Here is a 21,798-nt window from a genome sequence, read left to right as displayed (position 1 = left end):
CACCCACACCCCACCGCACCCACACCCCACCGCACCCACACCCCACCGCACCCAGGGGGCCGTGCCCAGGTCCATTCTACCGGCGCGAGGTGTCGGACAGAGAGATGTGGATCTTGCCTGTGGACAACTCGGCAAACTGTGGACAACTCGGATCGGCCGTGGGTGGGAGCATGCCGGGCCAGGTCGTCGCAGGTCAGGCGGGTACCCAGTACCGGTAGCGGTGCGACTCCACGTACCCGAGCCCCCGGTAGAGCGCCAATGCCCCCTCGTTGTGCGTCGCCACCTGCAACACCCGCCGCCGCGCCCCGTGCGCCGTCGCCCACGCGTCCAACCCGGCCAGCAACCGCCGCGCGCACCCGCGCCGCCGGTGCCCGCTCCGCACCTCCAGCACCGCGATGTGCAGGTGGTCGTCGACGACGCACCCGCGCGCCACCCCGACCACCGCACCGCCCTCCCGCAGGCAGGCGAACCCCACGCGCGGCCCGGAGGTCAGCACGGCCCGCTGCGCCGCCGACGGCTCCCCGCCCACGGCCAACTCGAACCACCCCGGGGGAGGGGACCCGACCACCTCCACACCCGATCCGCTCACGCCCAACCCCTCCGCACCTGGCCTGGCCACCCCCGGCGCCCCCACGCCCGACCCCTCCACGCCTGGCCCGCCCACCCCCGGCGTGCCCACGCCCGCGCCGCCCACCTCCACACCCGTCCCGCCAACGGGCGCCCGCCCCGGTCCCGAACCCAGCACCGAGGTCAGGACGGCGGACTCAGCGCCTTTCGGGTGCGCCAGGTTCACCTCCCACCCCAACCCGGGCAGGGCCGCCTCCACCTCGTCGCCCACCACCGCCTGCACGTACGGCCGAATCCCGTGCTCCGCGGAGAACGAGACCACCGCCCGCAGCGCGGCGGGCAGCGGCACCCCGGGTGGGCCCACGGCCAGCGCGCTGTTCGCCCGCCCCGTGTACCCGCCCGACGCCCGCAGCAGCCACCGCCCGAGCGGTCGGGTCACCACGGCGGGCCAGGCCCGCGCGCACACGTCTTCGAGTTCGCCCACCGCACGCACCCGGGAAGTGTCGCCGGGCCGTGTGAGCTAGACGGCACCGGGTGCGTGCCCGGTCGGCCCGGAGGAGATACTGTCGGTCGTCGCGCATCCTCCCGAGTGCGCGCGCTACACCACGAAGGAGCAGGAGAGCGCAGTGACCTACGTGATCGCCGAGCCCTGCGTCGACATCCTCGACAAGGCGTGCATCGAGGAGTGCCCGGTCGACTGCATCTACGAGGGCGACCGGATGCTCTACATCCACCCCGACGAGTGCGTTGACTGCGGTGCCTGCGAGCCGGTCTGCCCGGTGGAGGCCATCTACTACGAGGACGACGTCCCCGACCAGTGGACGAACTACACCAAGGCCAACGTCGACTTCTTCAACGACCTCGGTTCCCCGGGCGGTGCCTCCAAGGCGGGCAAGACCTCCGCCGACCCGGACTGGATCAAGGCGTTGGACCCGCGGGGCGAGTGAACTTCCCCGACCTCCCGGACTTCCCCTGGGACACCCTGGCCGACCACGCCGCACGGGCACGGACGCACCCGGACGGCGTGGTCGACCTGTCAGTGGGCACCCCGGTGGACCCGGTCCCGGACCTGGTCCAGGCCGCCCTCGGCGCGGCCTCGGAGCTGCCGGGCTACCCCACGACGCACGGCCTGCCGGAGTTGCGGCAGGCCGCGGTGGACGCGCTGGCCCGCCGCCACGGCGTGCTCGGCGTGGACCCGGCGGCGGTGCTGCCCACCATCGGCTCCAAGGAGCTGGTGGCGTGGTTGCCGACGCTGCTGGGCGCGCGCGGCCGGGCGGTCGTGGTGCCGGAGCTGGCGTACCCCACCTACGACGTCGGTGCCCGGCTGGCCGGTGCCAGGGTGGTCCGCTCGGACGGCCTGACGGCGCTGGGCCCGGAGGCCCCGGCGATGGTCTGGCTGAACTCCCCGTCCAACCCCACCGGCCGGGTCCTGCCGGTGGAGCACCTGCGCAAGGTCGTGTCCTGGGCCCGGGAGCGCGGCACGGTCGTCGTCTCCGACGAGTGCTACCTGGCCCTGGGCTGGGAAGCCGAACCCGTCTCCCTGCTGCACCCCTCGGTCTGCGACGGCGACTTCACCGGCCTGCTGTCGGTGCACTCCCTGTCGAAGACCTCCAGCCTGGCCGGTTACCGGGCGGGTTTCGTCACCGGTGACCCCGCCCTGGTCAAGGGCCTGCTGGAGGTCCGCAAGCACGCGGGCATGATCGTCCCCCGCCCGGTGCAGTCCGCCATGACCGCCGCCCTCGCCGACGACGCCCACCTGGTCGCCCAGAAGGCCCGCTTCGCCGCCCGCCGCGCGGTCCTCAAGCCCGCCCTGGAGCGCGCGGGCTTCACCGTCGAGCACTCCGAGGCCGGTCTCTACCTGTGGTCCACCCGGGCCGAGTCCGCCTGGGACACCGTCTCCTGGCTGGCCGACCGGGGCATCCTGGTCGCCCCCGGCACCTTCTACGGCCCCACCGGCGACCGCCACGTCCGCATCGCCCTCACCGCCACGGACGAACGCATGGCCGCCGCCGCCGACCGCTTGGCGGCCTAGCCCCAATGACACGACGAGGCCCGCCCCGGTCGGGGGCGGGCCTCGTCGTGTCAGTGCCTCAGTTGGCGTGCAGGGCCGCGTTCAGTTCCACGCCGCCGCCGTCGCGCTTGACGACCTCGACCGCGCCCGTGGTGGAGTTGCGGCGGAACAGCAGGCCGGATTCGCCGGAGAGGTCCCTGGCCTTGACCGTGGTGCCGTCCGGCAGGGCGACCTTGGTGCCCGCGGTGACGTAGAGGCCCGCCTCGACCACGCAGTCGTCGCCGAGGGAGATGCCGATGCCCGCGTTGGCGCCGAGGAGGCAGCGCTCGCCCAGGGTGATGGTCTCCTTGCCGCCGCCGGAGAGGGTGCCCATGATGGAGGCGCCGCCGCCGACGTCGGAGCCGTCGCCGACGCTGACGCCCGCGGAGATGCGGCCCTCGACCATGGAGGCGCCGAGGGTGCCCGCGTTGTAGTTGACGAAGCCCTCGTGCATGACCGTGGTGCCGGTGGCCAGGTGGGCGCCGAGGCGGACGCGGTCGGCGTCGGCGACGCGGACGCCGCCGGGCAGGACGTAGTCGACCATGCGGGGGAACTTGTCGACGCTGTGCACCGTCACCTGGCCGCGGGCGCGCAGGGCGAGCCTGGTCTGCTCGAAGCCCTCGACCGCGCACGGCCCGTGGTTGGTCCACACGACGTTGCTGAGCAGGCCGAAGACGCCGTCGAGGTTCTGCCCGTGCGGGCGGACCAGGCGGTGCGAGAGCAGGTGCAGCCGCAGGTAGACGTCGTGCGCGTCGGCGGGCGGGGCGTCGAGGTCGTCGATGCCGGTGCGGACCGCGATGACCTCGACGCCGCGGGCGGGGTCGGGGCCCAGGAGGGCGGAGACGCCCGCGCCGAGGGCCTCGACGGCCTCGTGCTCGGACAGCCGCAGGGTGCCGGGGGTGGGGGCCCGGCCCAGCTTGGGGTTCGGGAACCACGTGTCGAGCACGGTCCCGCCGGTGGTCACGGTCGCCAGGCCGACGCCGTGGGCGGCCCTGTTGTCGATCGACTCTGCGCTGCTCACGGGCGCAACGGTAGCCAATGCCGGACCCCGGTAGCGTGGCCACCCGTGACCCCCGTGCTCGATCTCACCGCAGACCCCGTCGACCTCACCGCCGCGCTGGTGGACGTGCCCAGCGAGTCGGGGCGGGAGGGGGTGCTCGCCGACGCCGTGGAGGCCGCGCTGCGGGCGCAGGCCCCGCACCTGGAGCTGGTGCGCTCGGGCAACACCGTGCTGGCCAGGACCACCCTGGGCCGCCCGACGCGGGTGGTGTTCGCCGGGCACCTCGACACGGTGCCGGAGAACCGGAACCTGCCCTCGCGCCGGGAGGGCGGGGTGCTGCACGGGTTGGGCACCGTGGACATGAAGGGCGGCGACGCGGTGATGCTGCACCTGGCCGCCACCGTCGCCGAGCCGGTGCACGACCTGACGTTCCTGTTCTACGACTGCGAGGAGGTCGCCGCCGACCGCAACGGCCTCGGCCGGGTCGAGCGGGACCTGCCGGAGTGGATGCGCGGTGACCTGGTCGTGGTGTGCGAGCCGTCGAACGCGGTGATCGAGGCCGGGTGCCAGGGCACCATGCGGGTCGTGCTGCGCACCACCGGTGCCCGGGCGCACACCGCGCGGGGGTGGATGGGCGTCAACGCCGTGCACGCCCTCGGCGGCGCGCTGCGGACCCTGGCGGAGTACGAGGCGCGCGTGGTCGACATCGACGGGTGCACCTACCGCGAGGGCCTGCAGGCGGTGCACGTGTCCGGTGGGGTGGCGGGCAACGTGGTGCCGGACGAGGCGGTGCTCAAGGTGAACTTCCGGTTCGCCCCGGACCGGTCGCCGGAGCGGGCCGAGGCGCACGTGCGGGAGGTCTTCGCCGGGTACGACCTGACCGTGGAGGACATGTCGCCGGGTGCGCTGCCCGGATTGACCGCGCCCGCGGCCCAGGAGCTGATCGCGGCGGCGGGCGGGCGGCCGGTGGCCAAGCTGGGGTGGACCGACGTGTCCCGGTTCTCCGCCCTGGGCATCCCGGCGGTGAACTTCGGGCCGGGCGACCCGACGCTGGCCCACACCCAGCAGGAGAACGTGCCGGTGGAGCACATCAGCCGGTGCCTGGAGGTGCTGCGGCGGTTCGTCGCGGGCTGAAAGTCGGGAATTGTACCGAAATACCGCCGGGTAACCCAGAGCGGCTTTTGCTCACGCCCATCCAAGGCCGCCGGAATTTCCGTGCCGCGTATTGCCCTCGATCTGGGAACAGTAGTATTTCTCAAGGTATGAAACTCGTTCGGGCACTCGGCGGCATCGCGGCCGCCGCCGTCCTGGTGCTCACGCTGACCCCCGCGGGCGAGGCGGCGCCGCAGGCGGTGGCGTGCGCGCCGCTGCACGTCTACGCGGTGCGCGGCAGCGAGGAGGTGGGCCCGTTCGGCAACCAGATCGGCCCCGTCGTCGACGAGCTGGACCGGCTGCGGCCGGGCGGGGTCAGCGCCCAGGGCAACAGCTACCCGGCGGTGATCTGGGAGCTGAGCTGGGGCCGCCCCGACCTCGTGCACACCTACGCGGAGAGCGTCCGCGACGGCGTGCGCCGGATGCAGTCGGACCTGGCCGCGCTGCGCGCGAACTGCCCGGGCAGCGACGTCGCCGTCATCGGCTACTCCCAGGGCTCCGACGTCATCCGCCGCACCCTGGCGAGCCAGAAACCCGATCCGCGAATTCGGGTGCACCTGCTCGCCGACCCCAATTTCGACAGCGAAGATCCATTCCTGCCGATGGTCAACGACATCCGGGAAGCGATCACCAGCCGCACCGGCATCTCGCTGGGCATCAACCACTTCTTCTTCGACGACATTCCGGAGAACCCGTTCGCGCTCGGCCCGATCCCGCTGTTCCCGCCCGGGTGGAACGCGATCTCGCTGTGCTGGCGCAAGGACCCGGCCTGCGGCGGCGGCCTCGGCGGTCTGCCGTTCCGCTGGGGCGACGACGGGGCGCACGTGGACTACCACCTGATGGCCCCGCAGCTCGCCCGGGAGATCCTCGCCTGGTCGGACTCCCGCCACTGACGGCCACGCGGACCGGCTACCGGCGCTCCAGCACCTCGGCCATCGGCGGGCGGTCCGCGACCAGCACCGGCACCCGGTCGGGCACCCACTCCCCGCCCACCTGCACGAACTGGGTCAGGTCCGCGTCCGCCGCGGGCAGGCCGCAGCGGGAAAGGGCGGTGCCGAGGATCTGCCGGGACATGACCCCCAGTTGCAGCAGCGACCGGTTGCGGTGCTTGCGCACCCCCAGGTTCACCTGCGCCAGCCCCGCCAGCCCGTAGCGGGCGTGCGCGTCGAGCAGCAGCCCGATCTCCACCCCGTACCCGGCCGCGAACGGCACCGACGCCAGGAACTCGCGGGTCCCCGCGTACTCCCCGCCCAGCGGCTGGATGACCCCGGCCAGTTCCGGGCGCAGGGCCGAGAGCACCGGCCGGGCCAGCAGCTCGGTCACCCGCCCGCCGCCGGTGCTCTCCAGCCGCAGCGGGCGCCGGTAGAAGCCCTTCACCAGGTGGATGTCCGACAGGGTGAGCAGCGGTCCCAGCAGTGCCGGGACGAACGCGGGGTCTGGGTCGACCAGGTCGGAGTCCAGGAACACCAGCAGGTCGCCGGTGGTGGCGGCCAGGGAGCGCCACAGCACCTCGCCCTTGCCGGGGCGCGCGGGCAGCTCCGGTATCACCCGGTCGCGGTGGACCACCCGGGCGCCCGCGGCGGCGGCGACCTCGGCGGTGCGGTCGGTGGAGGCGGAGTCCAGCACCACCAGCTCGTCGACCAGGGTGCCCAGCAGGGGGCGGACGGACTCCACGACCGCGCCGACCGTGGCCTCCTCGTCCAGTGCGGGCAGCACCACGCTCACCGTGCGGGTGCCCTTAGCCCGGACCAGCGCCGAGACCGACCACTCCGGGCTCTGCCAGGTGCGGTCGGCCAGCATCCGCTCGACCGGGTTCACGCCAGCGCCCGCAGCGCGCGGCGCGGCGGGCGGGTGCCCGCGATCGCGGCCACCATGTCCACCACCCGGCGGGTCGCCCGGACCTGGTGGGCGCGGAACACCCGGGCGCCCGCCCCGGCGGCCAGCGCGGTCGCGGCCAGGGTGCCCTCGACCCGCTCCTCCACGCCCACGCCCAGGGTCTCGCCGATGAAGTCCTTGTTGGACAGCGCCATCAGCACCGGCCACCCGGTGCCGACCAGCTCGTCGAGCCTGCGCAGCAGCTCCAGGCCGTGCCAGGTGTTCTTGCCGAAGTCGTGCGTCGGGTCGATCAGCACCCCCGCCCTCGGCACCCCCAGGGCCACCATCCGCTCCGCGCGCCCGACCAGCTCCGCGGCGACCTCGGCGACCACGTCGGTGTAGCGGACCCGGTGCGGGTCGGTGCGCGGGGCGGCGCCGCCGGTGTGCGAGCAGACGATGCCCACGCCGAACTCGGCCGCCACCTCGGCCAGCGCCGGGTCCGCCCCCGCCCAGGTGTCGTTGATCAGGTCCGCGCCCGCCGCGCACACCGCCCGGCCGACCCGGGAGCGCCAGGTGTCCACGCTGATCACCAGGTCCGGGTGCCGCTCGCGGACCGCGGCCACGAACGGCACCACCCGCCGCGCCTCCTCGGCGGCGTCCACGGCCTCCCCGTGCGAGCCCGCCCGCACCCCGCCGATGTCGACGATGTCGGCGCCCTCGGTGACCGCCCGGTCGACCGCGGCCAGCGCGGCGGACTCGGCGAAGGTGGCGCCGCCGTCGTAGAACGAGTCCCTCGTCCGGTTCACGATCGCCATGACCAGCGCCCGGTCGCGCGGGACCGGGCGGGAACCGAACCGCAGTGCTGTGGTCACGACCCCCGATCGTGCCATGCGGTCGGTCACCCGGGTCGGTGACCGGCGTCTCCGGGCGCGGGGGCGGGACTACAGTGGGGTCGACCTAGGAGGGTTCGCCGTGTTCTACCGCGCGCTGCGTTCGGTGTTGTCGTTCCTCGCCAAGCTGTTCTTCCGCCCCACCGTCGTGGGCGCGAACCTGGTTCCGACGAAGGGGCCGGTGATCCTGGCCATCAACCACCTCGCGGTCATCGACAGCTTCGTGGTGCCGCTGATGCTCTCGCGCAAGGTGGCGTTCCTGGCCAAGGCCGAGTACTTCACCGCGACCTCGCTGCGCGGGCGGCTGGTGGGCACCCTGTTCCGCGCCCTGGGCGCGATCCCGGTCCAGCGCGACAACAGCCGGGCCGCCCTGCAGTCGCTGGAGGTCGCGGGCGCCGTCCTCGACCGCGGCGACGCGTTCGCCATCCACCCGGAGGGCACCCGCTCCCTCGACGGCAAGCTGCACCGCGGCCGCACCGGGGTGGCGCAGCTCGCCCTGGAGCACGGGGCGCCGGTGGTGCCGGTGGCCCTGGTCGGCACGGACCGGGTGCAGCCCGCGGGCACCCGCCTGCCCCGGCCGCGCCGGATCAAGGTGGTCTTCGGCGAGCCGCTGGACTTCTCCCGCTACGCGGGCCTGGGCAACTCGCTGCCGATCCGCCGCGCGGTGACCGACGAGGTCATGTACGCGCTGATGGAGCTGTCCGGCCAGGAGTACGTCGACAGCTACCACAAGCGCCCCGACGCCGCCTGAGCTACCGCGGCGCGACCGCGTCCAGGGCCTCGTCGACCGTCCTGGTCACCACCAGGAAGTCCAGGGACGCGGGGGAGACGAACCCCTTCGCGGCCAGCCCGCGGGTCCACTCCAGCAGCCCCGCGTAGTGGTCGTCCGGGTCCAGCACGACCACCGGTTTGCGGTGCATCCCCAGGTAGCCCGCGGTCCACACCTCGAACAGCTCCTCCAGCGTGCCCAGCCCGCCGGGCAGGGCCAGGAACGCGTCGGCGCGGTCGTCCATGATCCGCTTGCGCTCGCGCATGGTGTCCACCACGACCAGTTCGTCGGCCTCCGGGTCGGCCACCTCCAGGTCCACCAGGCCCTGCGGGATCACCCCCAGGGTGTGCCCGCCGCCGCGGCGGACCGCGCGGGCCACCGCGCCCATCATGGCCGCGCTGGACCCGCCCCAGACCAGCGACCAGCCTCGGTCGGCGATGCCCGCGCCCACCTCGTCGGCGAGGTCGAGGTGACCGCGGGGGACGTTCGAGTTCGACGCGCAGTAGACGCACACCCCGTGCCCGGCCATCAGTGCGCGTCGCTCCAGGCCTGGTAGGCGTTCTCCACGACCTGCACGGCGTCGTCGACGTCGTCGGTGAGGTGCAGCAGCGCCATGTCCTTCTCGCCGATCTTGCCGCTCTTGAGGACCGAGTCCCGCAGCCAGTCGTAGAGCCCGCCCCAGTACTCGGTTCCGAAGAGGACCACCGGGAACTTGGTGACCTTCTTGGTCTGCACCAGGGTCAGCGCCTCGAACAGCTCGTCGAGCGTGCCGAAGCCGCCGGGCAGGCAGATGAAGGCCTGCGAGTACTTGATGAACATGGTCTTGCGGGCGAAGAAGTAGCGGAAGTTCACGCCCAGGTCGACCCACTCGTTGAGGCCCTGCTCGAACGGCAGCTCGATGCCCAGGCCCACGGAGAACCCGCCGGCGTCGGACGCGCCGCGGTTGACCGCCTCCATCACCCCCGGCCCACCGCCGGTGATCGCGGCGAACCCGGCCTCGGCCAGCGCCGCGCCGATCCGCTGGCCCAGCTTGTACTCTTCGTGGTCGCGCGCGGTGCGCGCCGACCCGAACACGGTGACCGCCCGCGGCACCTCGGCCAGCGCGCCGAAGCCCTCGACGAACTCGGCCTGGATGCGCAGCACCCGCCACGGGTCGGTGTGCACCCAGTCGCTGGGCCCGCGCGAGTCCAGCAGCCGCTGGTCGGTGGTGGTCGCCTCGTCGCTGCGGTCGCGCCGCAGCGTCACCGGTCCGCGCTGGCGCTCGCGCGGCGGCTCGTCCTTCTTCGGCTCGCTTGTCACGGCCGCGAGTCTAGGGTGATCACCCCATGTCCGGCGGTCGGAAAACGCCCGCCCCGGCAAACAGCGGGCGAACGGGCCGGACCGACCGCCGGGTGATCACCGGGCGGGCCCGGGGACGGGGAGCGCGAGTTCGACCTCGAGCTGGTCCCGGTGGGCCGGGTTCGGCTCGCCGCGACCGGTGGGCGCGAAGCCGAGGCGGTCGTAGAAGCGGTGGGCCCGCGCGTTGTGCTCCCACACCCAGGCGGTGACCGTGTCGACGCCCAGCTCCCCGGCCCGCCCGACGACCGCCGCGACCAGTCCGTCGGCGAGCCCGCCGCCGCGGTGGCCGGGGGCCAGCCACAGGGAGACCAGTTCCAGCCCGGCCGGGTCCGGCGCACCCGCCGCCAACCCGACCGGGGTGCCGTCGACCAGGGCGGCGAACACGGCGTGCCGGGACGGCCAGGACCGCCAGTCGGCCTCGGTGAACGCCGTCTCCCTGGCCAGGGTGGAGGCGAAGGCGTGCGGGCTGTCGACGAGGGCGGCGAGGCGCACGGCCCGCAGGGCGGACCAGTCCTGCGGGGTGAGGCGGGTGACCTCGGGCATGGGGACATCGTCGGGGCGGGGTCGTGGTGTCGGCAACCGGGTTTCCGCCGGGCGTGACACGATCCCCCCGTGACCACCGCACTGATCTACCTCGTCGTCATGGTGCTCGTGGCGGGCGTGGTGTTCCTGCTGGCCTCGGTCGTGTTCGGCCGGGGCGAGGAGCTGCCGCCGCTGGCCCCCGGCGCGTCGCCCACCCGCCTGCCCGCCACCGACATCACCGGCGCCGACCTGGAGTCCGTCCGGTTCCAGCTCACCCTGCGCGGCTACAAGATGTCCGAGGTCGACTGGGTGCTGCGCAGGCTCGGCACCGAGATCGACACCCTGCGGGCCAGGGTGGCCGAGCTGGAGCGCGCCAGGGAGGCGGCTGAATGATCGAGGTCACCGAGCGGGTCCCGGTGGCCGCCCCCGCCGACACCACCTGGGCCGCGCTGACCGACTGGGCGCGCCAGGGCGAGTGGATGCTGGGCACGAAGGTCCGGATCACCGAGGGCGACGGGCGCGGTGTCGGGTCCGGCCTGTCGGCGTTCACCGGGGTGCTCGGGGTGGGGTTCACCGACACCATGCGCATCACCACCTGGGAGGCGCCCAAGCGCGTCGAGGTCCTGCACACCGGCGGGGTGGTGCGCGGCACCGGCCTGTTCCAGGTGCAGCCGCGCGGCGGCGGCGCGTCCACCTTCGTCTGGCACGAGCGGCTGGAACTGCCGCTGGGCCGGGCGGGCGAACTGGGCTGGCGCGTCGTCGGCCCCGGGTTCCGGTTGGGGGTCCGGTACTCGCTGCGCCGCTTCGCCCGCTTCGCGGAGACCTACCGGTGAACCGGGTCCGCTGCGCCTGGGGCGACTCCGCCCCCGACTACGCCGACTACCACGACACCGAGTGGGGCGTCCCCCTCCACGGCCGCGACGCCCTGTTCGAGCGGATCAGCCTGGAGGCGTTCCAGTCCGGGCTGTCCTGGATCACCATCCTGCGCAAGCGGGAGAACTTCCGCCGCGCCTTCGCCGGTTTCGTCCCGGACGCGGTCGCCGCCTTCGACACGACCGACGTCGAACGCCTGATGGCCGACACGGGCATCGTCCGCAACCGCGCCAAGGTCACCGCCACCATCACCAACGCCAGGGCCGTGCTCGCCATGGACACCGACCTCGACGACCTGCTGTGGTCGTTCGCCCCCGGGGTCAAGCCCGCCCGCCCGAAGACGATGGCCGACGTCCCCGCGATCACCCCCGAGTCCACGGCGATGTCGAAGGCGCTGAAGAAGCGCGGCTTCGCCTTCGTCGGCCCCACCACCTGCTACGCCCTCATGCAGGCCACCGGCATGGTCGACGACCACGTGCGGACCTGCTGGCGCGCGACCCCCGAGAACCCGGCCTAGCGGCCCTCGAACACCGGCTCCCGCTTCGCCACGAACGCCTCCACGGCCGCGCGGTGGTCAGCCGTCGCACCCGCCCTGGCCTGCGTCTCGCCCTCGGCGACCAGGCCATCGGCCAGCGGGGCGCCCGCCGAGCGCAGCATGGCCTCCTTGATCATCGCGTAGGCCGTGGTCGGGCCCGCCGCCATCCTGGTCGCCAGCGCCTGCGCGGCGGGGAGCACTTCCGCGGCCGGGAGCACCTGGCCGACCATGCCCAGCCGCAGCGCCTCCTCGGCGCTCACCGGCTTGGCCAGCAGCATCATCTCCATCGCCCGGCCGTAGCCGATGAGCCGCGGCAGCGTCCAGGCCGCGCCCGAGTCGGCGGTGAGGCCGACGTTGGCGAAGGCCATCAGGAACTTCGCCGAGTCGGCGGCGATGCGCAGGTCGCAGGCGTAGGCGAAGGAGGCGCCCGCGCCCGCGGCCATGCCGTTCACCGCGGCGATGATCGGTTTGGGCATCCCGGTGATGGCGGTGACGATCGGGTTGTAGTGCCTCTCCACCGTCGACAGAGGTGCCGGGTCGTCCGCGCGCAGCAGTTCGACGTGCTCCTTGAGGTCCTGGCCCGCGCAGAACGCCTTCCCGGCGCCGGTCAGCACCACCGCGCGCACCGACGCGTCGGCCGCGGCGGCGGTCAGCGCGTCGAGCAGGGCCTCCTTGAGCGCCACCGTGAGCGAGTTGTACGCCTCCGGCCGGTTCAGGGTCAGCGTGCGCACGCCGTCGCGGTCCTCGGTCAGCAGTGCCGTGTCGGACATCGGGCTCCCTTTCACGCGGTGTACCCCTGCTTACCACCCGGGCACCCCGCCAGGAAGCGGGCCGCCGCCGTGTGTCCACCGACACCACAGCGCGGCCGGGGCCGTCCCTCGGGGGCGCGGGCGGCGCACCATTTTGGACACCGCGGTCCGGATGGCGGGAATGCCGAGGTCGGCTCGGGAAGGCGGCGGCGACCCCGCCCCGGGTGCGCGGGTGTCCGCCGTGGGCGCGGAGGGGGTGCGGCGGAGCCGGGTCGGGAGGCCGCCGGGGGCGGGCCGCCCGCCCATCGTGGCCGGTCACCCGACACGCGATGATCGGTTCGATTTCACCCGCCGCGACCGGATGGGGGAGAATGTCATTCGACCCGGCCGTCCGACGCGTGCGGAGGCCAGCGCCGGGTGGGCAGGCTATGACGGAGGGAGCACGCTATGGCGGCCATGAAGCCCCGGACCGGTGACGGTCCCCTCGAAGTGACTAAGGAGGGCCGGGGCATCGTGATGCGCGTCCCGCTCGAGGGCGGTGGACGCCTCGTCGTGGAGATGACGCCGGAGGAGGCGGGCAACCTCGGGGACGCGCTCAAGTCCGCCTCCGGCTGAGCCGCGACCGCCCACCACCCCACCACCACCCGCTTCCCGAGCATCCCAGCCGGAGGAACCTTGTCCACGCCGGTGCCGACCCTGCCGACGACGCTGCCCGACGTGGAGGTGGCGGCCTCGGTGCGGGGCGGCCTGCCGCTCGTCGTGCTCAGCCGCAGTTCGGCGGACGGCCCCCCGCTGCTCGGGCCAGGCGGGAACGACCTCGGCGCCGACTGGGCGAGCGCGGTCGCGCTGTCCGGCCGGGCGGGCGAGGTGCAGCCCGGCCCCGCCGACTCGGCGGCGGCCTGGGTGCTCGGGGTGGGCGAGGGGACCGCGGCGGACTGGCGGGCGGCGGGCGCGGCACTGGTCTGCGCCGTGGACGCGCGGGCGGCGGCGGACACCGACAGCGGGCGCGGGACCGGGCGGCCGGGGGTGGCGCTCGTGCTGCCGCCGGACGCCGGACCGGAGGAGGCGGCCCAGTTCGCCAGGGGCCTGTCGCTTGGCGGCTACCGGTTCCGGGTCACCGGCGAGGAGCAGAAGCCGCGGCTGCGCACCGCGCGGCTGGTGGTGTCCGAACCGGACCGCCGCGCCGAGGTGGCGGCGGCGGTCAGCCGGGCCACCGCGCTGGCGGCGGCCACCGCCTTCGCCCGCGACCTGGCCAACACCCCGTCCAACGTCAAGGACCCGGCGTGGCTGGCCCGCACCGCGGCCAGGGCGGCGGGGAAGGTACCCGGCCTGGACGCGGTGGTCCGCGACGAGGAGTGGTTGGCCGAGCACGGCTTCGGCGGGGTCATCGCGGTCGGCGGCGGGTCCGAACGGCCGCCCCGGCTGCTGCACCTCACCTGGGCGCCCCCGGGCGCCGGGGGCCCGCACCTGGTCCTGGTCGGCAAGGGCATCACCTTCGACACCGGCGGCATCTCGATCAAGCCCGCCGACGGGATGCACCTGATGCGCACCGACATGTCCGGCGGTGCCGCCGTCATCGCGGCGATGATCGCGGTGGCCCGCCTGGGCCTGCCGGTCCGGGTGACCGCGCTGGTGCCTTGCGCGGAGAACCACGTCTCCGGTTCCGCCTACCGCCCCGGTGACGTCGTCCGCCACTACGGCGGCCGCACCACCGAGGTGACCAACACCGACGCCGAGGGCCGGATGGTCCTCGCCGACGCCCTGGCCTACGCCGCGGCCGAACTCGGCGCCGACGTCCTCCTCGACGTGGCCACCCTCACCGGCGCCATGAAGATCTCCCTGGGCCTGCGCACCGGCGGCCTGTTCGCCGACTCCGCGGCCCTGGCCGACCGGGTGGTCGAGGCGGGGGCGCGGGCGGGCGAGTCGTGGTGGCGGATGCCGCTGCTCGACGAGTGGGCCGAGCACGTCCCCAGCGACATCGCCGACGTCCGGCAGTGCCCGCCGGGGCCGGGCGGCATCACCGCGGCCCTGTTCCTGCGCGAGTTCACCGCGGGCCTGCCCTGGGCGCACCTGGACATCGCGGGCCCGGCCCGGGCGGACCGCCCCTACGACGACGTCGTCCCGGGCGCCACCGGCTTCGCCGCCCGCACCCTGGTCGAGTTCGTCGACTCCTACGCGGCGGGGGCCTGAGCGGCGTCAGGCCCGACCCGCCAGCGGCTCCGACGGCAGCGCGGCGGCCTCGGGGTCCTCAGCGGCCCCCGGCCCGGCGAACACCCGGTCCAACACCGCGTACTTCGCCAGGAACACCGGCAACCCGCTGAGCACGTACGTCACGTTCAGCACCAGCGTGCGCACCCCGCGGTCGGCGAGCAGCGGCTCCACCAGCCAGTCCACCCCCGCGGTCAGCACCACCGACACCAGCCCGCCGACCGCGGTCGTCACCAGGTAGCCGACGACCTGCCCGGTCAGCCGCGGCACCCCGCGCTGCCCCCACGCCCACCAGCGCACCAGCACGAAGTGCGGCACCGCCCCCACCGCGAACGCGATCACGCTCGCCGGGAGGGCACCCACCCCACCCCACGCGTACAGCCCGAACAGCACCAGTTGGCTGATCCCGGTGGCCAGCAGCGACGCCACCGAGTACCGGGAGAACGCCGGTTTGCCCAGGTGGACGTGCACGCCACCACCCTACGAGCCCGGTGCTGACCACGCTCTCAGCCCCGGTGTGACGTTGGGATCACCCCGGGCGCGGATCAGCCGCCGTGCACCGCCCGCGCCGCCTCGTACACGGCCACCGTCTGCTCGGCCACCGACGCCCAGGAGAAGTCCCGCACGGCCCGCTCCCGCCCCGCCGCGCCCATCGCCGCCGCGCGCTCCGGGTCGGCCAGCACCTCGTTGACCGCGTCCGCCAGCCCGCTGCGGAACGCCGACGGGTCCGCCTCGTCGTAGTGCACCAGCAGGCCCGTCTCCCCGTCCACGACGACCTCCGGGATGCCGCCGACGTCCGAGGCGACCACGGCGGTCGCGCACGCCATCGCCTCCAGGTTCACGATGCCCAGCGGCTCGTACACCGACGGGCACACGAACACCGCCGCCCGGCTCAGCAACTGGCGCACCTCGGCGGGCTGCAGCATCTTCTGAATCCAGAACACCCCGGGCCGCGCCGACGCCAGCTCCGCGACCGCCACCCGGGTCTCCTCGGCGATCTCCGGGGTGTCCGGGGCGCCCGCGCACAGCACGACCTGCGCGTCCGGGTCGATGTGGTGGGCGGCGGCCACCAGGTGCCCCACCCCCTTCTGCCGGGTGATCCTGCCCACGAACAGCACGATCGGCCTGCCCGGGTCGATGCCGTGCGCGCGCAGCGCGTCGGTCTCGGTGACCGGGCGGTAGGCGGTGGAGTCGATGCCGTTGCGCACCACGTGCACCCTGGCCGGGTCCAGCGCCGGGTAGCAGTCGAGCACGTCCGCGCGCATCCCGGCGCTGACGGCGATCACCGCGTCCGCCGACTCGTAGGCGGTCTTCTCCACCCACGAGGACAGCCGGTAGCCGCCGCCGAGCTGCTCGGCCTTCCACGGCCTGCGCGGCTCCAGCGAGTGGGCGGTCACCACGTGCGGGACGCCGTGCAGCACCTGGGCGAGCTGACCGGCCATGTTCGCGTACCAGGTGTGCGAGTGGACCAGGTCGACCTTGTCCACCGCCGCGGTGATCGACAGGTCCGCCGACAGCGTGCGCAGCGCCGCGTTCGCGTGCTCCAGCCCGGCGGCCGGGTTGTGCGCGGTCGCGTCGGAGCGCGGCCCGCCGAAGCAGTGCACGTCCACGTCGAGCAGTTCCCGCAGCCGCGGCACCAGGAACGCCACGTGCACGCCCGCCCCGCCGTAGACCTCCGGTGGGTATTCCCTCGTCAGCAGTCCTATGCGCACGCGGGACACGGTAGCCGCACGGCGCCGGGGGAACGCACTGCGGCGCACGGGTGAACGCGGGACCACACAAGCCGATCACGTGTGGCACACCACTGGGTGAGCCGGTTAGGGTCAGGACGTGAAGGGCCAGCCGCGGGTACTCGGGATCGTGTTGGCGGGCGGTGAGGGAAAGCGGCTCTGGCCCTTGACCGCCGACCGCGCCAAGCCCGCTGTGCCGTTCGCCGGGAACTACCGCCTCGTCGACTTCGTCCTGTCGAACCTGGTCAACGCCGGGTTCCACCGGCTGTGCGTGCTCACCCAGTACAAGTCGCACTCGCTGGACCGGCACATCTCCACCACCTGGCGGCTGTCGAACATCCTCGGCCAGTACGTCACCCCGGTGCCCGCGCAGCAGCGCCTGGGCCCGCGCTGGTACACCGGCAGCGCCGACGCGATCTTCCAGTCGCTGAACCTGGTGCACGACGAGCGGCCCGACTACATCGCGGTCTTCGGCGCCGACCACGTCTACCGGATGGACCCGGCGCAGATGCTGGAGCGCCACATCGCCACCGGCGCGGGCGTCACCGTCGCGGGCATCCGGGTGCCGCGCCAGGAGGCGCGCGCCTTCGGCTGCATCGACTCCGACGCCACCGGCCGCATCACCCGGTTCCTGGAGAAGCCCGCCGACCCGCCCGCGGTCCCCGACGACCCGGACGTGACGTTCGCCTCCATGGGCAACTACCTGTTCTCCACCGCGGCCCTGCTCGACGCGCTCAAGGCCGACGCCGCCGACAAGGACTCCCTGCACGACATGGGCGGCGACATCATCCCGATGCTGGTCGACCGGGGCTCGGCGTGGGTGTACGACTTCGCCGACAACGAGGTCCCCGGCGAGACCGAGCGCGACCGCGGCTACTGGCGCGACGTCGGCACCCTGGACGCCTACTACGACGCGCACATGGACCTGGTGTCGGTGCACCCGGTGTTCAACCTCTACAACCAGCAGTGGCCCATCCGCACCGCCACCCCGCCGCTGCCCCCGGCGAAGTTCGTCAACCAGGGCCTGGCCCAGGAGTCGATGATCGGCCCGGGCACCATCGTCTCCGGCGCCCGGGTGACCGGCTCGGTCATCAGCTCCGACGTGGTCATCGAGGACGGCGCGGTCGTGGAGGGCAGCGTCCTGCTCCCGGGGGTGCGGGTCGGCAAGGGCGCCGTCGTGCGCCGGGCCATCCTCGACAAGAACGTCACCGTCGGTGACGGCGTCCACATCGGTGTCGACCCGGAAGCGGACCGCGCCCGGTACACCGTGAGCGGCAGCGGCATCGTCGTCCTGGGCAAGGGCACCCACGCCGACTGACCCGCCCGGGTGATCCCGGGACCCGGGCGGACCCGCCTAGACCTTGGCCGCGACCAGCAGGCCCTCGCCCACCGGCAGCAGCATCGGCACCAGCCGGTCGTCCTCGCGGATCGCCCTGGCGGCCTCGCGCACCCCCTGGGTGTCCGGGTCGCGGCGGGTGGGGTCGGCCACCCGGCCCTGCCACAGGATGTTGTCGAACGCCAGCACGCCGCCGGGCCGCAGCAGGCGCACGCCCTGCTGGTGGTACTCGGGGTACTCGGGCTTGGACGCGTCGATGAACAGCAGGTCGTAGCCGCCGTCGGTCAGCCGGGGCAGCACGTCGAGGGCGCGGCCCATGATCAGCCGGGTGCGGCCGGGGGCGACGCCCGCCGCGGTGAAGGTGCGCTTGGCCAGGGCCTGGTGCTCGGGGTCGAGGTCGATCGAGGTGAGGACCCCGTCGGGGGCCATCCCGCGCAGCAGGTACAGGCCGCTGACCCCCAGGCCGGTGCCCACCTCGACAACGGCCTTCGCGCGCAGCACACTGGCCAGGAACCGCAGCGCCGCCCCGCTGCTCGGGCTGACCGGGACCGACCCCAGCCGCAGCGCGGTGGCCCGCGCCGACGCCAGCGCGTCGTCTTCGGCCAGGAAGCCGTCGACGTACCCGCTCAGGTCCGCCGGGTCCACGGCGGGCGATTCCCGTCCCACGGGAACGGAGGTTAGCGCCGCCGATGGGGAAAACGGGTGAACTCGACCGGAAGGTCACCCCCTGAACGTTTTCTCAGGCTCATCTCAGCAGGCTCTCACCATGGCCACATGGGGGTACCCCAGAGTGGACGGCATGGCTGGGACGGGTCTGACCCGGGAGCGGGGGAACACGATGGGACGCGCGGACGTTGTCAGGAAGACGGCGAAGGACCCTGTGCAGGAGGTGCGTATCCCCGCCACCCAGACCGCCGAGCCGAGGCCGGTGGAGATCGAGGAGACGGCCTGGACGCCGCCGTCGTGGGACGAGGTCGTGCGCGAGCACGCCGACCGCGTCTACCGGCTCGCCTACCGCCTGACCGGCAACGCCCACGACGCCGAGGACCTCACCCAGGAGACCTTCATCCGGGTGTTCCGCTCGCTGGCGTCCTACAAGCCCGGCACCTTCGAGGGCTGGCTGCACCGCATCACCACCAACCTGTTCCTGGACATGGCCCGCCGCCGCTCGCGGCTGCGGATGGAGGCCCTGCCCGAGGACACCGACCGCCTCGCCGGGGACGACCCGAGCCCGGAGCAGGTCTACGGCGAGACCCACCTCGACCCGGACCTGCAGGCCGCGCTGGACGAACTGCCCCCGGAGTTCCGCGCCGCCGTCGTGCTCTGCGACGTGGAGGGCCTGTCCTACGAGGAGATCGGCGCCACCCTCGGGGTGAAGCTGGGTACTGTCCGCAGCAGAATCCACCGGGGCCGCCAGGCCCTGCGCGCGTCGCTGGAGCGGCGCCGGGAACTCGCACGGGAGGCCGCGCTATGACGTTCGAGAGCCTGGGGCTGCCCGACCTGCACCTCATGCCCGACGCCGTGGTGGCCTTCGTCGACGGTGAACTCGGCCGCACCCCGCACGACCGCGCGACCGCGCACCTGGCCCGCTGCCCGTGGTGCGCCGCCGAGGTCACCGCCCAGCGGCAGGCCCGCTCGGCGGTCCGCGCGGCCGACGTGCCCAGCATGTCCGCCGGGTTCCTCGCCTCGCTGCGGGCCATCCCGCAGGAGGTCGACCTCCCCGGCGCCCCGGACAACCTCGCGGTCACCGACGACGGCCAACTGGTCGCCATCCAGCGCCCCGAGGCCACCGCCGCGTTCGGCACCGCCACCCCGCTGGGGTCCTCGCCGCGCCTGGGCGAGGGCAGCACGGTCCTGGGCCGCAGGTCCGGCCGCCGCGCCGCGCAGGGTGCCGGTGTGGTCGTCTCCGGCCTGGTGCTCGGCGCGCTCGCGCTGGTCAACACCGGTGGCGGCCCCGTCCCCGGTACCGCCGAGCCGTACCCGACCGCGGGCGACATCGAACCGGTCGGCTTCGTCGGCGCCCGCCCGACCGCGGCCGACCAGGCCCCCTCGTTCGGCCTCGTCGCCGCCCGCTGACCGCAAGACCACCGCAACCGCCCCCGCCCGGGGGCGGTTCTCTTCGTGCGCAACCGCTTCCCGCGCGGTTCCGCACGCCCATTTCACCGTCGTTGCGGCACCGTGGTGGACGATGACTCAGCAGAACCCCGACCCCGAGCAGCGGATCGGACCCAGGCCGCTGGAGCGGCCCGCGGTCGATCCCTCGTCGGCGGCCGCGTTCGGGCGACCCGCCGGGGTCGACGGCGCCTTCTCCCCCCACGCCGCGGCCCGCCCGCCGCTCGGGGGGCTGCCGAGCGCGCCGCCGACCCCGGACGCGCTCGCGAGCGCGTTCGGCCGCACGCCCGCCGACACCGGGGTGCGGTTGCAGCGACCCCCCGGCGCAGGCGGCGGGGACGCCGGTGACGAGGGCCACCTGTGGAGCGAGGACGCCGACCCGTGGCGCGACCCGGCCGCGGGTGCGGTCATCGGCCCGCCCGCGGTGCCCAAGGACGACGACGAGCCCGCCGCCGGGTCCACCCGGGGCACCGGCGCGCTGCTGAGCCTGCCCGACGTCCTCTTCGGCAGGCGGGTCAAGCCCGTCGCGCTCGCCCTGCTCGGTGTCGTCGCCTTGGTGATCGGGGCGGCGGGTGGGCTGGTCGGCTGGGTGGTCGCCCGCAGCGGCGACGCGCTCACCAGCGACGTCACCCTGGCCCAGGTCGAGCCCGGGGTGCAGCGCCCGGTCGGGTCCGTGTCCGACATCGCGACCAGGGTGCGGCCCGCGGTGGTGTCCATCGAGGTGCGCATGGAGCAGGGCGGCGGCACCGGCTCCGGGGTGTTCATCGACGGTTCCGGCTACATCCTCACCAACTGGCACGTGGTCACCCTGGAGGGCCGCGCCACCCCGGAGTCCACGATCACCACCGTGTTCACCGACGGCACCCGGGCCGAGGCGAAGGTCGTGGGCACCGACGCCAAGACCGACCTCGCCGTGATCAAGGTCGCGGTGACCAACCCGACCGTGCTGCAATTCGGCGACTCCGACAAGCTCCAGGTCGGCGACCCGGTGATCGCCGTCGGTTCCCCGCTCGGCCTGTCCGACACGGTCACCCAGGGCATCGTCAGCGCCCTGCACCGCCCGGTCGTCGCGGGTGGGGAGAACGGCGAGGCGCCCATCACCTACGACGCCATCCAGACCGACGCGGCGATCAACCAGGGCAACTCCGGCGGCCCGCTGGTCGACGCGACCGGGGCGCTGATCGGGATCAACTCCGCCATCCGCTCCAGCACCGGCAACACCGGCTCCATCGGCCTGGGCTTCGCCATCCCCGGCAACGACGCCAAGCGCATCGCCGAGACCATCATCCGCGACGGCCAGGTCAAGCACGCCGACATCGGCGCCAACGTCAAGTCGGTCTCCGCCGACACCGCCGAGGGCGCCCAGGTCGTCAACGTCGCCGACGGCGGCGCGGCGGCCGCGGCGGGCATCGCCGAGGGCGACGTGATCCGCAAGGTCGGCGACCGGCAGGTGCGCAACGCCGCCGAACTGACCGTCGCGGTCCGCGAGCACCGGCCAGGGGACACCGTTCCCGTCGTGTTGGCCCGGCAGGGGCGCGAACTCACCATTCAGGTCACCCTGCGGTCGGACTGACCGGATACTCTGGCGGTCAGGGCAGCAACGTCGGGCAGCAGACAGCGGGAGGTGAGCGGTGTTCGAGAGCGTCGGCTGGGCGGAAATCCTCGTGCTGGGGATCGCGGGCCTGTTCATCCTCGGCCCGGAACGCCTCCCCGCCGCGGCGGCCTGGGTGGGCCGCTCCATCCGCAAGGTCCGCGAGTACGCCACCGGCGCCCGCGACCAGCTCAAGAACGAACTCGGCCCCGACTTCGACGAGCTGCGCAAACCCCTGCAGGACCTCCAGCAACTGCGCAACTTCGACCCGAAGACCATCGTCACCCAAACCCTCTTCGGCGACGGCGACAACGGCGTCAAGCCCAACGGCTACGCCGACACCCAGCCCCAGCTACCCCCCCGCCCCCCGGCCGATCCGCCCAAGCCCGGCGACCGGCCCAAGATCGACCCCGATGCCACCTGAGCGTCCGCTCCGCTTCCCCGCCCCGCACCTCGACGAGTACCGGCTGGACTTCGCCCGGGAGCGCCGCGCCGCAGCAGGCAGGCTGCTCGAACACCGGGTGCGCCGGGTGGCGCGCGGGCTCCGCTCCCGCCGCCCGC

General features: G+C 74.0%; 26 protein-coding genes. 15 read left to right on the top strand and 11 right to left on the bottom strand.

Features of this window, described 5'->3' with window-relative positions; all coding sequences use genetic code 11:
* Positions 1-193 precede the first annotated feature (193 nt).
* Positions 194-1,060 (bottom strand): GNAT family N-acetyltransferase, encoded by an 867-nt coding sequence (locus UO65_RS17180; protein ID WP_035283711.1) that lies wholly within the window; start codon positions 1,058-1,060, stop codon positions 194-196.
* 133 nt (positions 1,061-1,193) lie between these two features.
* Between UO65_RS17180 and fdxA the strand changes: the two genes are divergently transcribed.
* Together fdxA and dapC are read left to right on the top strand one after the other, a co-directional pair.
* A complete protein-coding gene (gene fdxA / locus UO65_RS17175; RefSeq protein WP_035283709.1) occupies positions 1,194-1,514 on the top strand; it encodes a ferredoxin in 321 nt (106 codons plus the stop codon).
* Entirely contained in the window at positions 1,511-2,599 is a 1,089-nt protein-coding gene (gene dapC / locus UO65_RS17170; RefSeq protein WP_035283707.1) for a succinyldiaminopimelate transaminase, read from the top strand. The genes fdxA and dapC overlap by 4 nt, the downstream gene beginning before the upstream one ends.
* 58 nt (positions 2,600-2,657) lie before the next feature.
* Here the strand turns inward: dapC and dapD are convergent, their stop codons facing one another.
* The gene (gene dapD / locus UO65_RS17165) at positions 2,658-3,638 is read right to left on the bottom strand and encodes a 2,3,4,5-tetrahydropyridine-2,6-dicarboxylate N-succinyltransferase (RefSeq protein WP_035283706.1); all 981 of its coding nucleotides are present in this window, start codon (positions 3,636-3,638) and stop codon (positions 2,658-2,660) included.
* Between the two features lie 45 nt (positions 3,639-3,683).
* Between dapD and dapE the strand changes: the two genes are divergently transcribed.
* Together dapE and UO65_RS17155 are read left to right on the top strand one after the other, a co-directional pair.
* Positions 3,684-4,751, top strand: a complete 1,068-nt coding sequence (gene dapE / locus UO65_RS17160) for a succinyl-diaminopimelate desuccinylase (RefSeq protein ID WP_084175730.1) — start codon at positions 3,684-3,686, stop codon at positions 4,749-4,751.
* A 128-nt stretch (positions 4,752-4,879) separates the two neighbouring features.
* The gene (locus UO65_RS17155) at positions 4,880-5,662 is read left to right on the top strand and encodes a cutinase family protein (protein ID WP_035283705.1); all 783 of its coding nucleotides are present in this window, start codon (positions 4,880-4,882) and stop codon (positions 5,660-5,662) included.
* Between the two features lie 16 nt (positions 5,663-5,678).
* On the opposite strand, the gene UO65_RS17150 is transcribed toward UO65_RS17155, so the two are convergent.
* Positions 5,679-6,569 carry a glucosyl-3-phosphoglycerate synthase gene (locus tag UO65_RS17150; RefSeq protein ID WP_035283702.1) on the bottom strand — a complete coding sequence of 297 codons (891 nt, stop codon included), beginning with the start codon at positions 6,567-6,569 and terminating at the stop codon, positions 5,679-5,681.
* A gap of 14 nt (positions 6,570-6,583) precedes the next feature.
* On the bottom strand, positions 6,584-7,399 hold the full coding sequence (gene folP, locus UO65_RS17145) for a dihydropteroate synthase (protein ID WP_233427662.1): 816 nt from the start codon (positions 7,397-7,399) through the stop codon (positions 6,584-6,586).
* A 157-nt stretch (positions 7,400-7,556) separates the two neighbouring features.
* Between folP and UO65_RS17140 the strand changes: the two genes are divergently transcribed.
* Entirely contained in the window at positions 7,557-8,225 is a 669-nt protein-coding gene (locus UO65_RS17140) for a lysophospholipid acyltransferase family protein (protein ID WP_035283700.1), read from the top strand.
* Position 8,226: 1 nt separating this feature from the next.
* Here the strand turns inward: UO65_RS17140 and UO65_RS17135 are convergent, their stop codons facing one another.
* From UO65_RS17135 to UO65_RS17125, 3 genes are all read right to left on the bottom strand, one after another.
* Positions 8,227-8,772 (bottom strand): LOG family protein, encoded by a 546-nt coding sequence (locus UO65_RS17135; RefSeq protein ID WP_035283698.1) that lies wholly within the window; start codon positions 8,770-8,772, stop codon positions 8,227-8,229.
* Positions 8,772-9,542 (bottom strand): LOG family protein, encoded by a 771-nt coding sequence (locus UO65_RS17130; protein ID WP_035283697.1) that lies wholly within the window; start codon positions 9,540-9,542, stop codon positions 8,772-8,774. The genes UO65_RS17135 and UO65_RS17130 overlap by 1 nt, the downstream gene beginning before the upstream one ends.
* 96 nt (positions 9,543-9,638) lie before the next feature.
* Positions 9,639-10,124: a GNAT family N-acetyltransferase gene (locus UO65_RS17125; RefSeq protein WP_052021272.1), complete on the bottom strand. Its 486-nt coding sequence runs from the start codon at positions 10,122-10,124 to the stop codon at positions 9,639-9,641.
* A 69-nt stretch (positions 10,125-10,193) separates the two neighbouring features.
* Between UO65_RS17125 and UO65_RS17120 the strand changes: the two genes are divergently transcribed.
* From UO65_RS17120 to UO65_RS17110, 3 genes are read left to right on the top strand one after another with little or no spacing between them, the layout of a single operon-like run.
* Complete coding sequence (locus UO65_RS17120; RefSeq protein ID WP_035283694.1) at positions 10,194-10,496, top strand: DivIVA domain-containing protein; 303 nt, start codon at positions 10,194-10,196, stop codon at positions 10,494-10,496.
* Positions 10,493-10,936: an SRPBCC family protein gene (locus UO65_RS17115; protein WP_035283692.1), complete on the top strand. Its 444-nt coding sequence runs from the start codon at positions 10,493-10,495 to the stop codon at positions 10,934-10,936. Before UO65_RS17120 ends, UO65_RS17115 begins: the two co-directional genes overlap by 4 nt.
* On the top strand, positions 10,933-11,493 hold the full coding sequence (locus UO65_RS17110) for a DNA-3-methyladenine glycosylase I (RefSeq protein WP_035283689.1): 561 nt from the start codon (positions 10,933-10,935) through the stop codon (positions 11,491-11,493). Before UO65_RS17115 ends, UO65_RS17110 begins: the two co-directional genes overlap by 4 nt.
* On the opposite strand, the gene UO65_RS17105 is transcribed toward UO65_RS17110, so the two are convergent.
* Positions 11,490-12,281 carry an enoyl-CoA hydratase-related protein gene (locus tag UO65_RS17105; RefSeq protein ID WP_035283686.1) on the bottom strand — a complete coding sequence of 264 codons (792 nt, stop codon included), beginning with the start codon at positions 12,279-12,281 and terminating at the stop codon, positions 11,490-11,492. The genes UO65_RS17110 and UO65_RS17105 overlap by 4 nt on opposite strands.
* A gap of 426 nt (positions 12,282-12,707) precedes the next feature.
* On the opposite strand from UO65_RS17105, the gene UO65_RS34700 reads away from it, so the two are divergent.
* Together UO65_RS34700 and UO65_RS17100 are read left to right on the top strand one after the other, a co-directional pair.
* Complete coding sequence (locus tag UO65_RS34700; protein ID WP_084175727.1) at positions 12,708-12,875, top strand: DUF3117 domain-containing protein; 168 nt, start codon at positions 12,708-12,710, stop codon at positions 12,873-12,875.
* Between the two features lie 60 nt (positions 12,876-12,935).
* Positions 12,936-14,450 carry a leucyl aminopeptidase gene (locus UO65_RS17100; protein WP_035283684.1) on the top strand — a complete coding sequence of 505 codons (1,515 nt, stop codon included), beginning with the start codon at positions 12,936-12,938 and terminating at the stop codon, positions 14,448-14,450.
* Between the two features lie 6 nt (positions 14,451-14,456).
* Here the strand turns inward: UO65_RS17100 and UO65_RS17095 are convergent, their stop codons facing one another.
* On the bottom strand, positions 14,457-14,939 hold the full coding sequence (locus tag UO65_RS17095) for a GtrA family protein (RefSeq protein ID WP_052021271.1): 483 nt from the start codon (positions 14,937-14,939) through the stop codon (positions 14,457-14,459).
* A gap of 74 nt (positions 14,940-15,013) precedes the next feature.
* A complete protein-coding gene (gene glgA, locus UO65_RS17090; protein WP_035283682.1) occupies positions 15,014-16,180 on the bottom strand; it encodes a glycogen synthase in 1,167 nt (388 codons plus the stop codon).
* A gap of 118 nt (positions 16,181-16,298) precedes the next feature.
* Between glgA and glgC the strand changes: the two genes are divergently transcribed.
* Positions 16,299-17,516, top strand: a complete 1,218-nt coding sequence (gene glgC, locus UO65_RS17085; protein ID WP_035283679.1) for a glucose-1-phosphate adenylyltransferase — start codon at positions 16,299-16,301, stop codon at positions 17,514-17,516.
* Between the two features lie 36 nt (positions 17,517-17,552).
* Here glgC and UO65_RS17080 read toward each other — a convergent pair whose 3' ends face one another.
* A complete protein-coding gene (locus tag UO65_RS17080; protein WP_035283678.1) occupies positions 17,553-18,200 on the bottom strand; it encodes an O-methyltransferase in 648 nt (215 codons plus the stop codon).
* Between the two features lie 214 nt (positions 18,201-18,414).
* Here UO65_RS17080 and sigE point away from each other — a divergent pair, with 214 nt between their 5' ends.
* The 4 genes from sigE to tatB all read left to right on the top strand — a co-directional run bounded on the left by sigE (position 18,415) and on the right by tatB (position 21,661).
* Positions 18,415-19,008, top strand: coding sequence for an RNA polymerase sigma factor SigE (gene sigE / locus UO65_RS17075; RefSeq protein ID WP_035283677.1), 594 nt, complete (start codon positions 18,415-18,417; stop codon positions 19,006-19,008).
* The gene (locus UO65_RS17070; RefSeq protein WP_035283675.1) at positions 19,005-19,610 is read left to right on the top strand and encodes an anti-sigma factor family protein; all 606 of its coding nucleotides are present in this window, start codon (positions 19,005-19,007) and stop codon (positions 19,608-19,610) included. Before sigE ends, UO65_RS17070 begins: the two co-directional genes overlap by 4 nt.
* Before the next feature lie 112 nt (positions 19,611-19,722).
* Entirely contained in the window at positions 19,723-21,219 is a 1,497-nt protein-coding gene (locus UO65_RS17065) for a S1C family serine protease (protein ID WP_035283674.1), read from the top strand.
* Positions 21,220-21,277: 58 nt separating this feature from the next.
* Positions 21,278-21,661: a Sec-independent protein translocase protein TatB gene (gene tatB, locus UO65_RS17060; protein ID WP_035283672.1), complete on the top strand. Its 384-nt coding sequence runs from the start codon at positions 21,278-21,280 to the stop codon at positions 21,659-21,661.
* Positions 21,662-21,798: the final 137 nt, after the last annotated feature.

This window comes from Actinokineospora spheciospongiae, assembly GCF_000564855.1.
Lineage (GTDB): Bacteria > Actinomycetota > Actinomycetes > Mycobacteriales > Pseudonocardiaceae > Actinokineospora > Actinokineospora spheciospongiae.
Note: the sequence above shows the minus strand (reverse complement) of the source record. Positions and strands in the feature narration are given on the sequence as shown.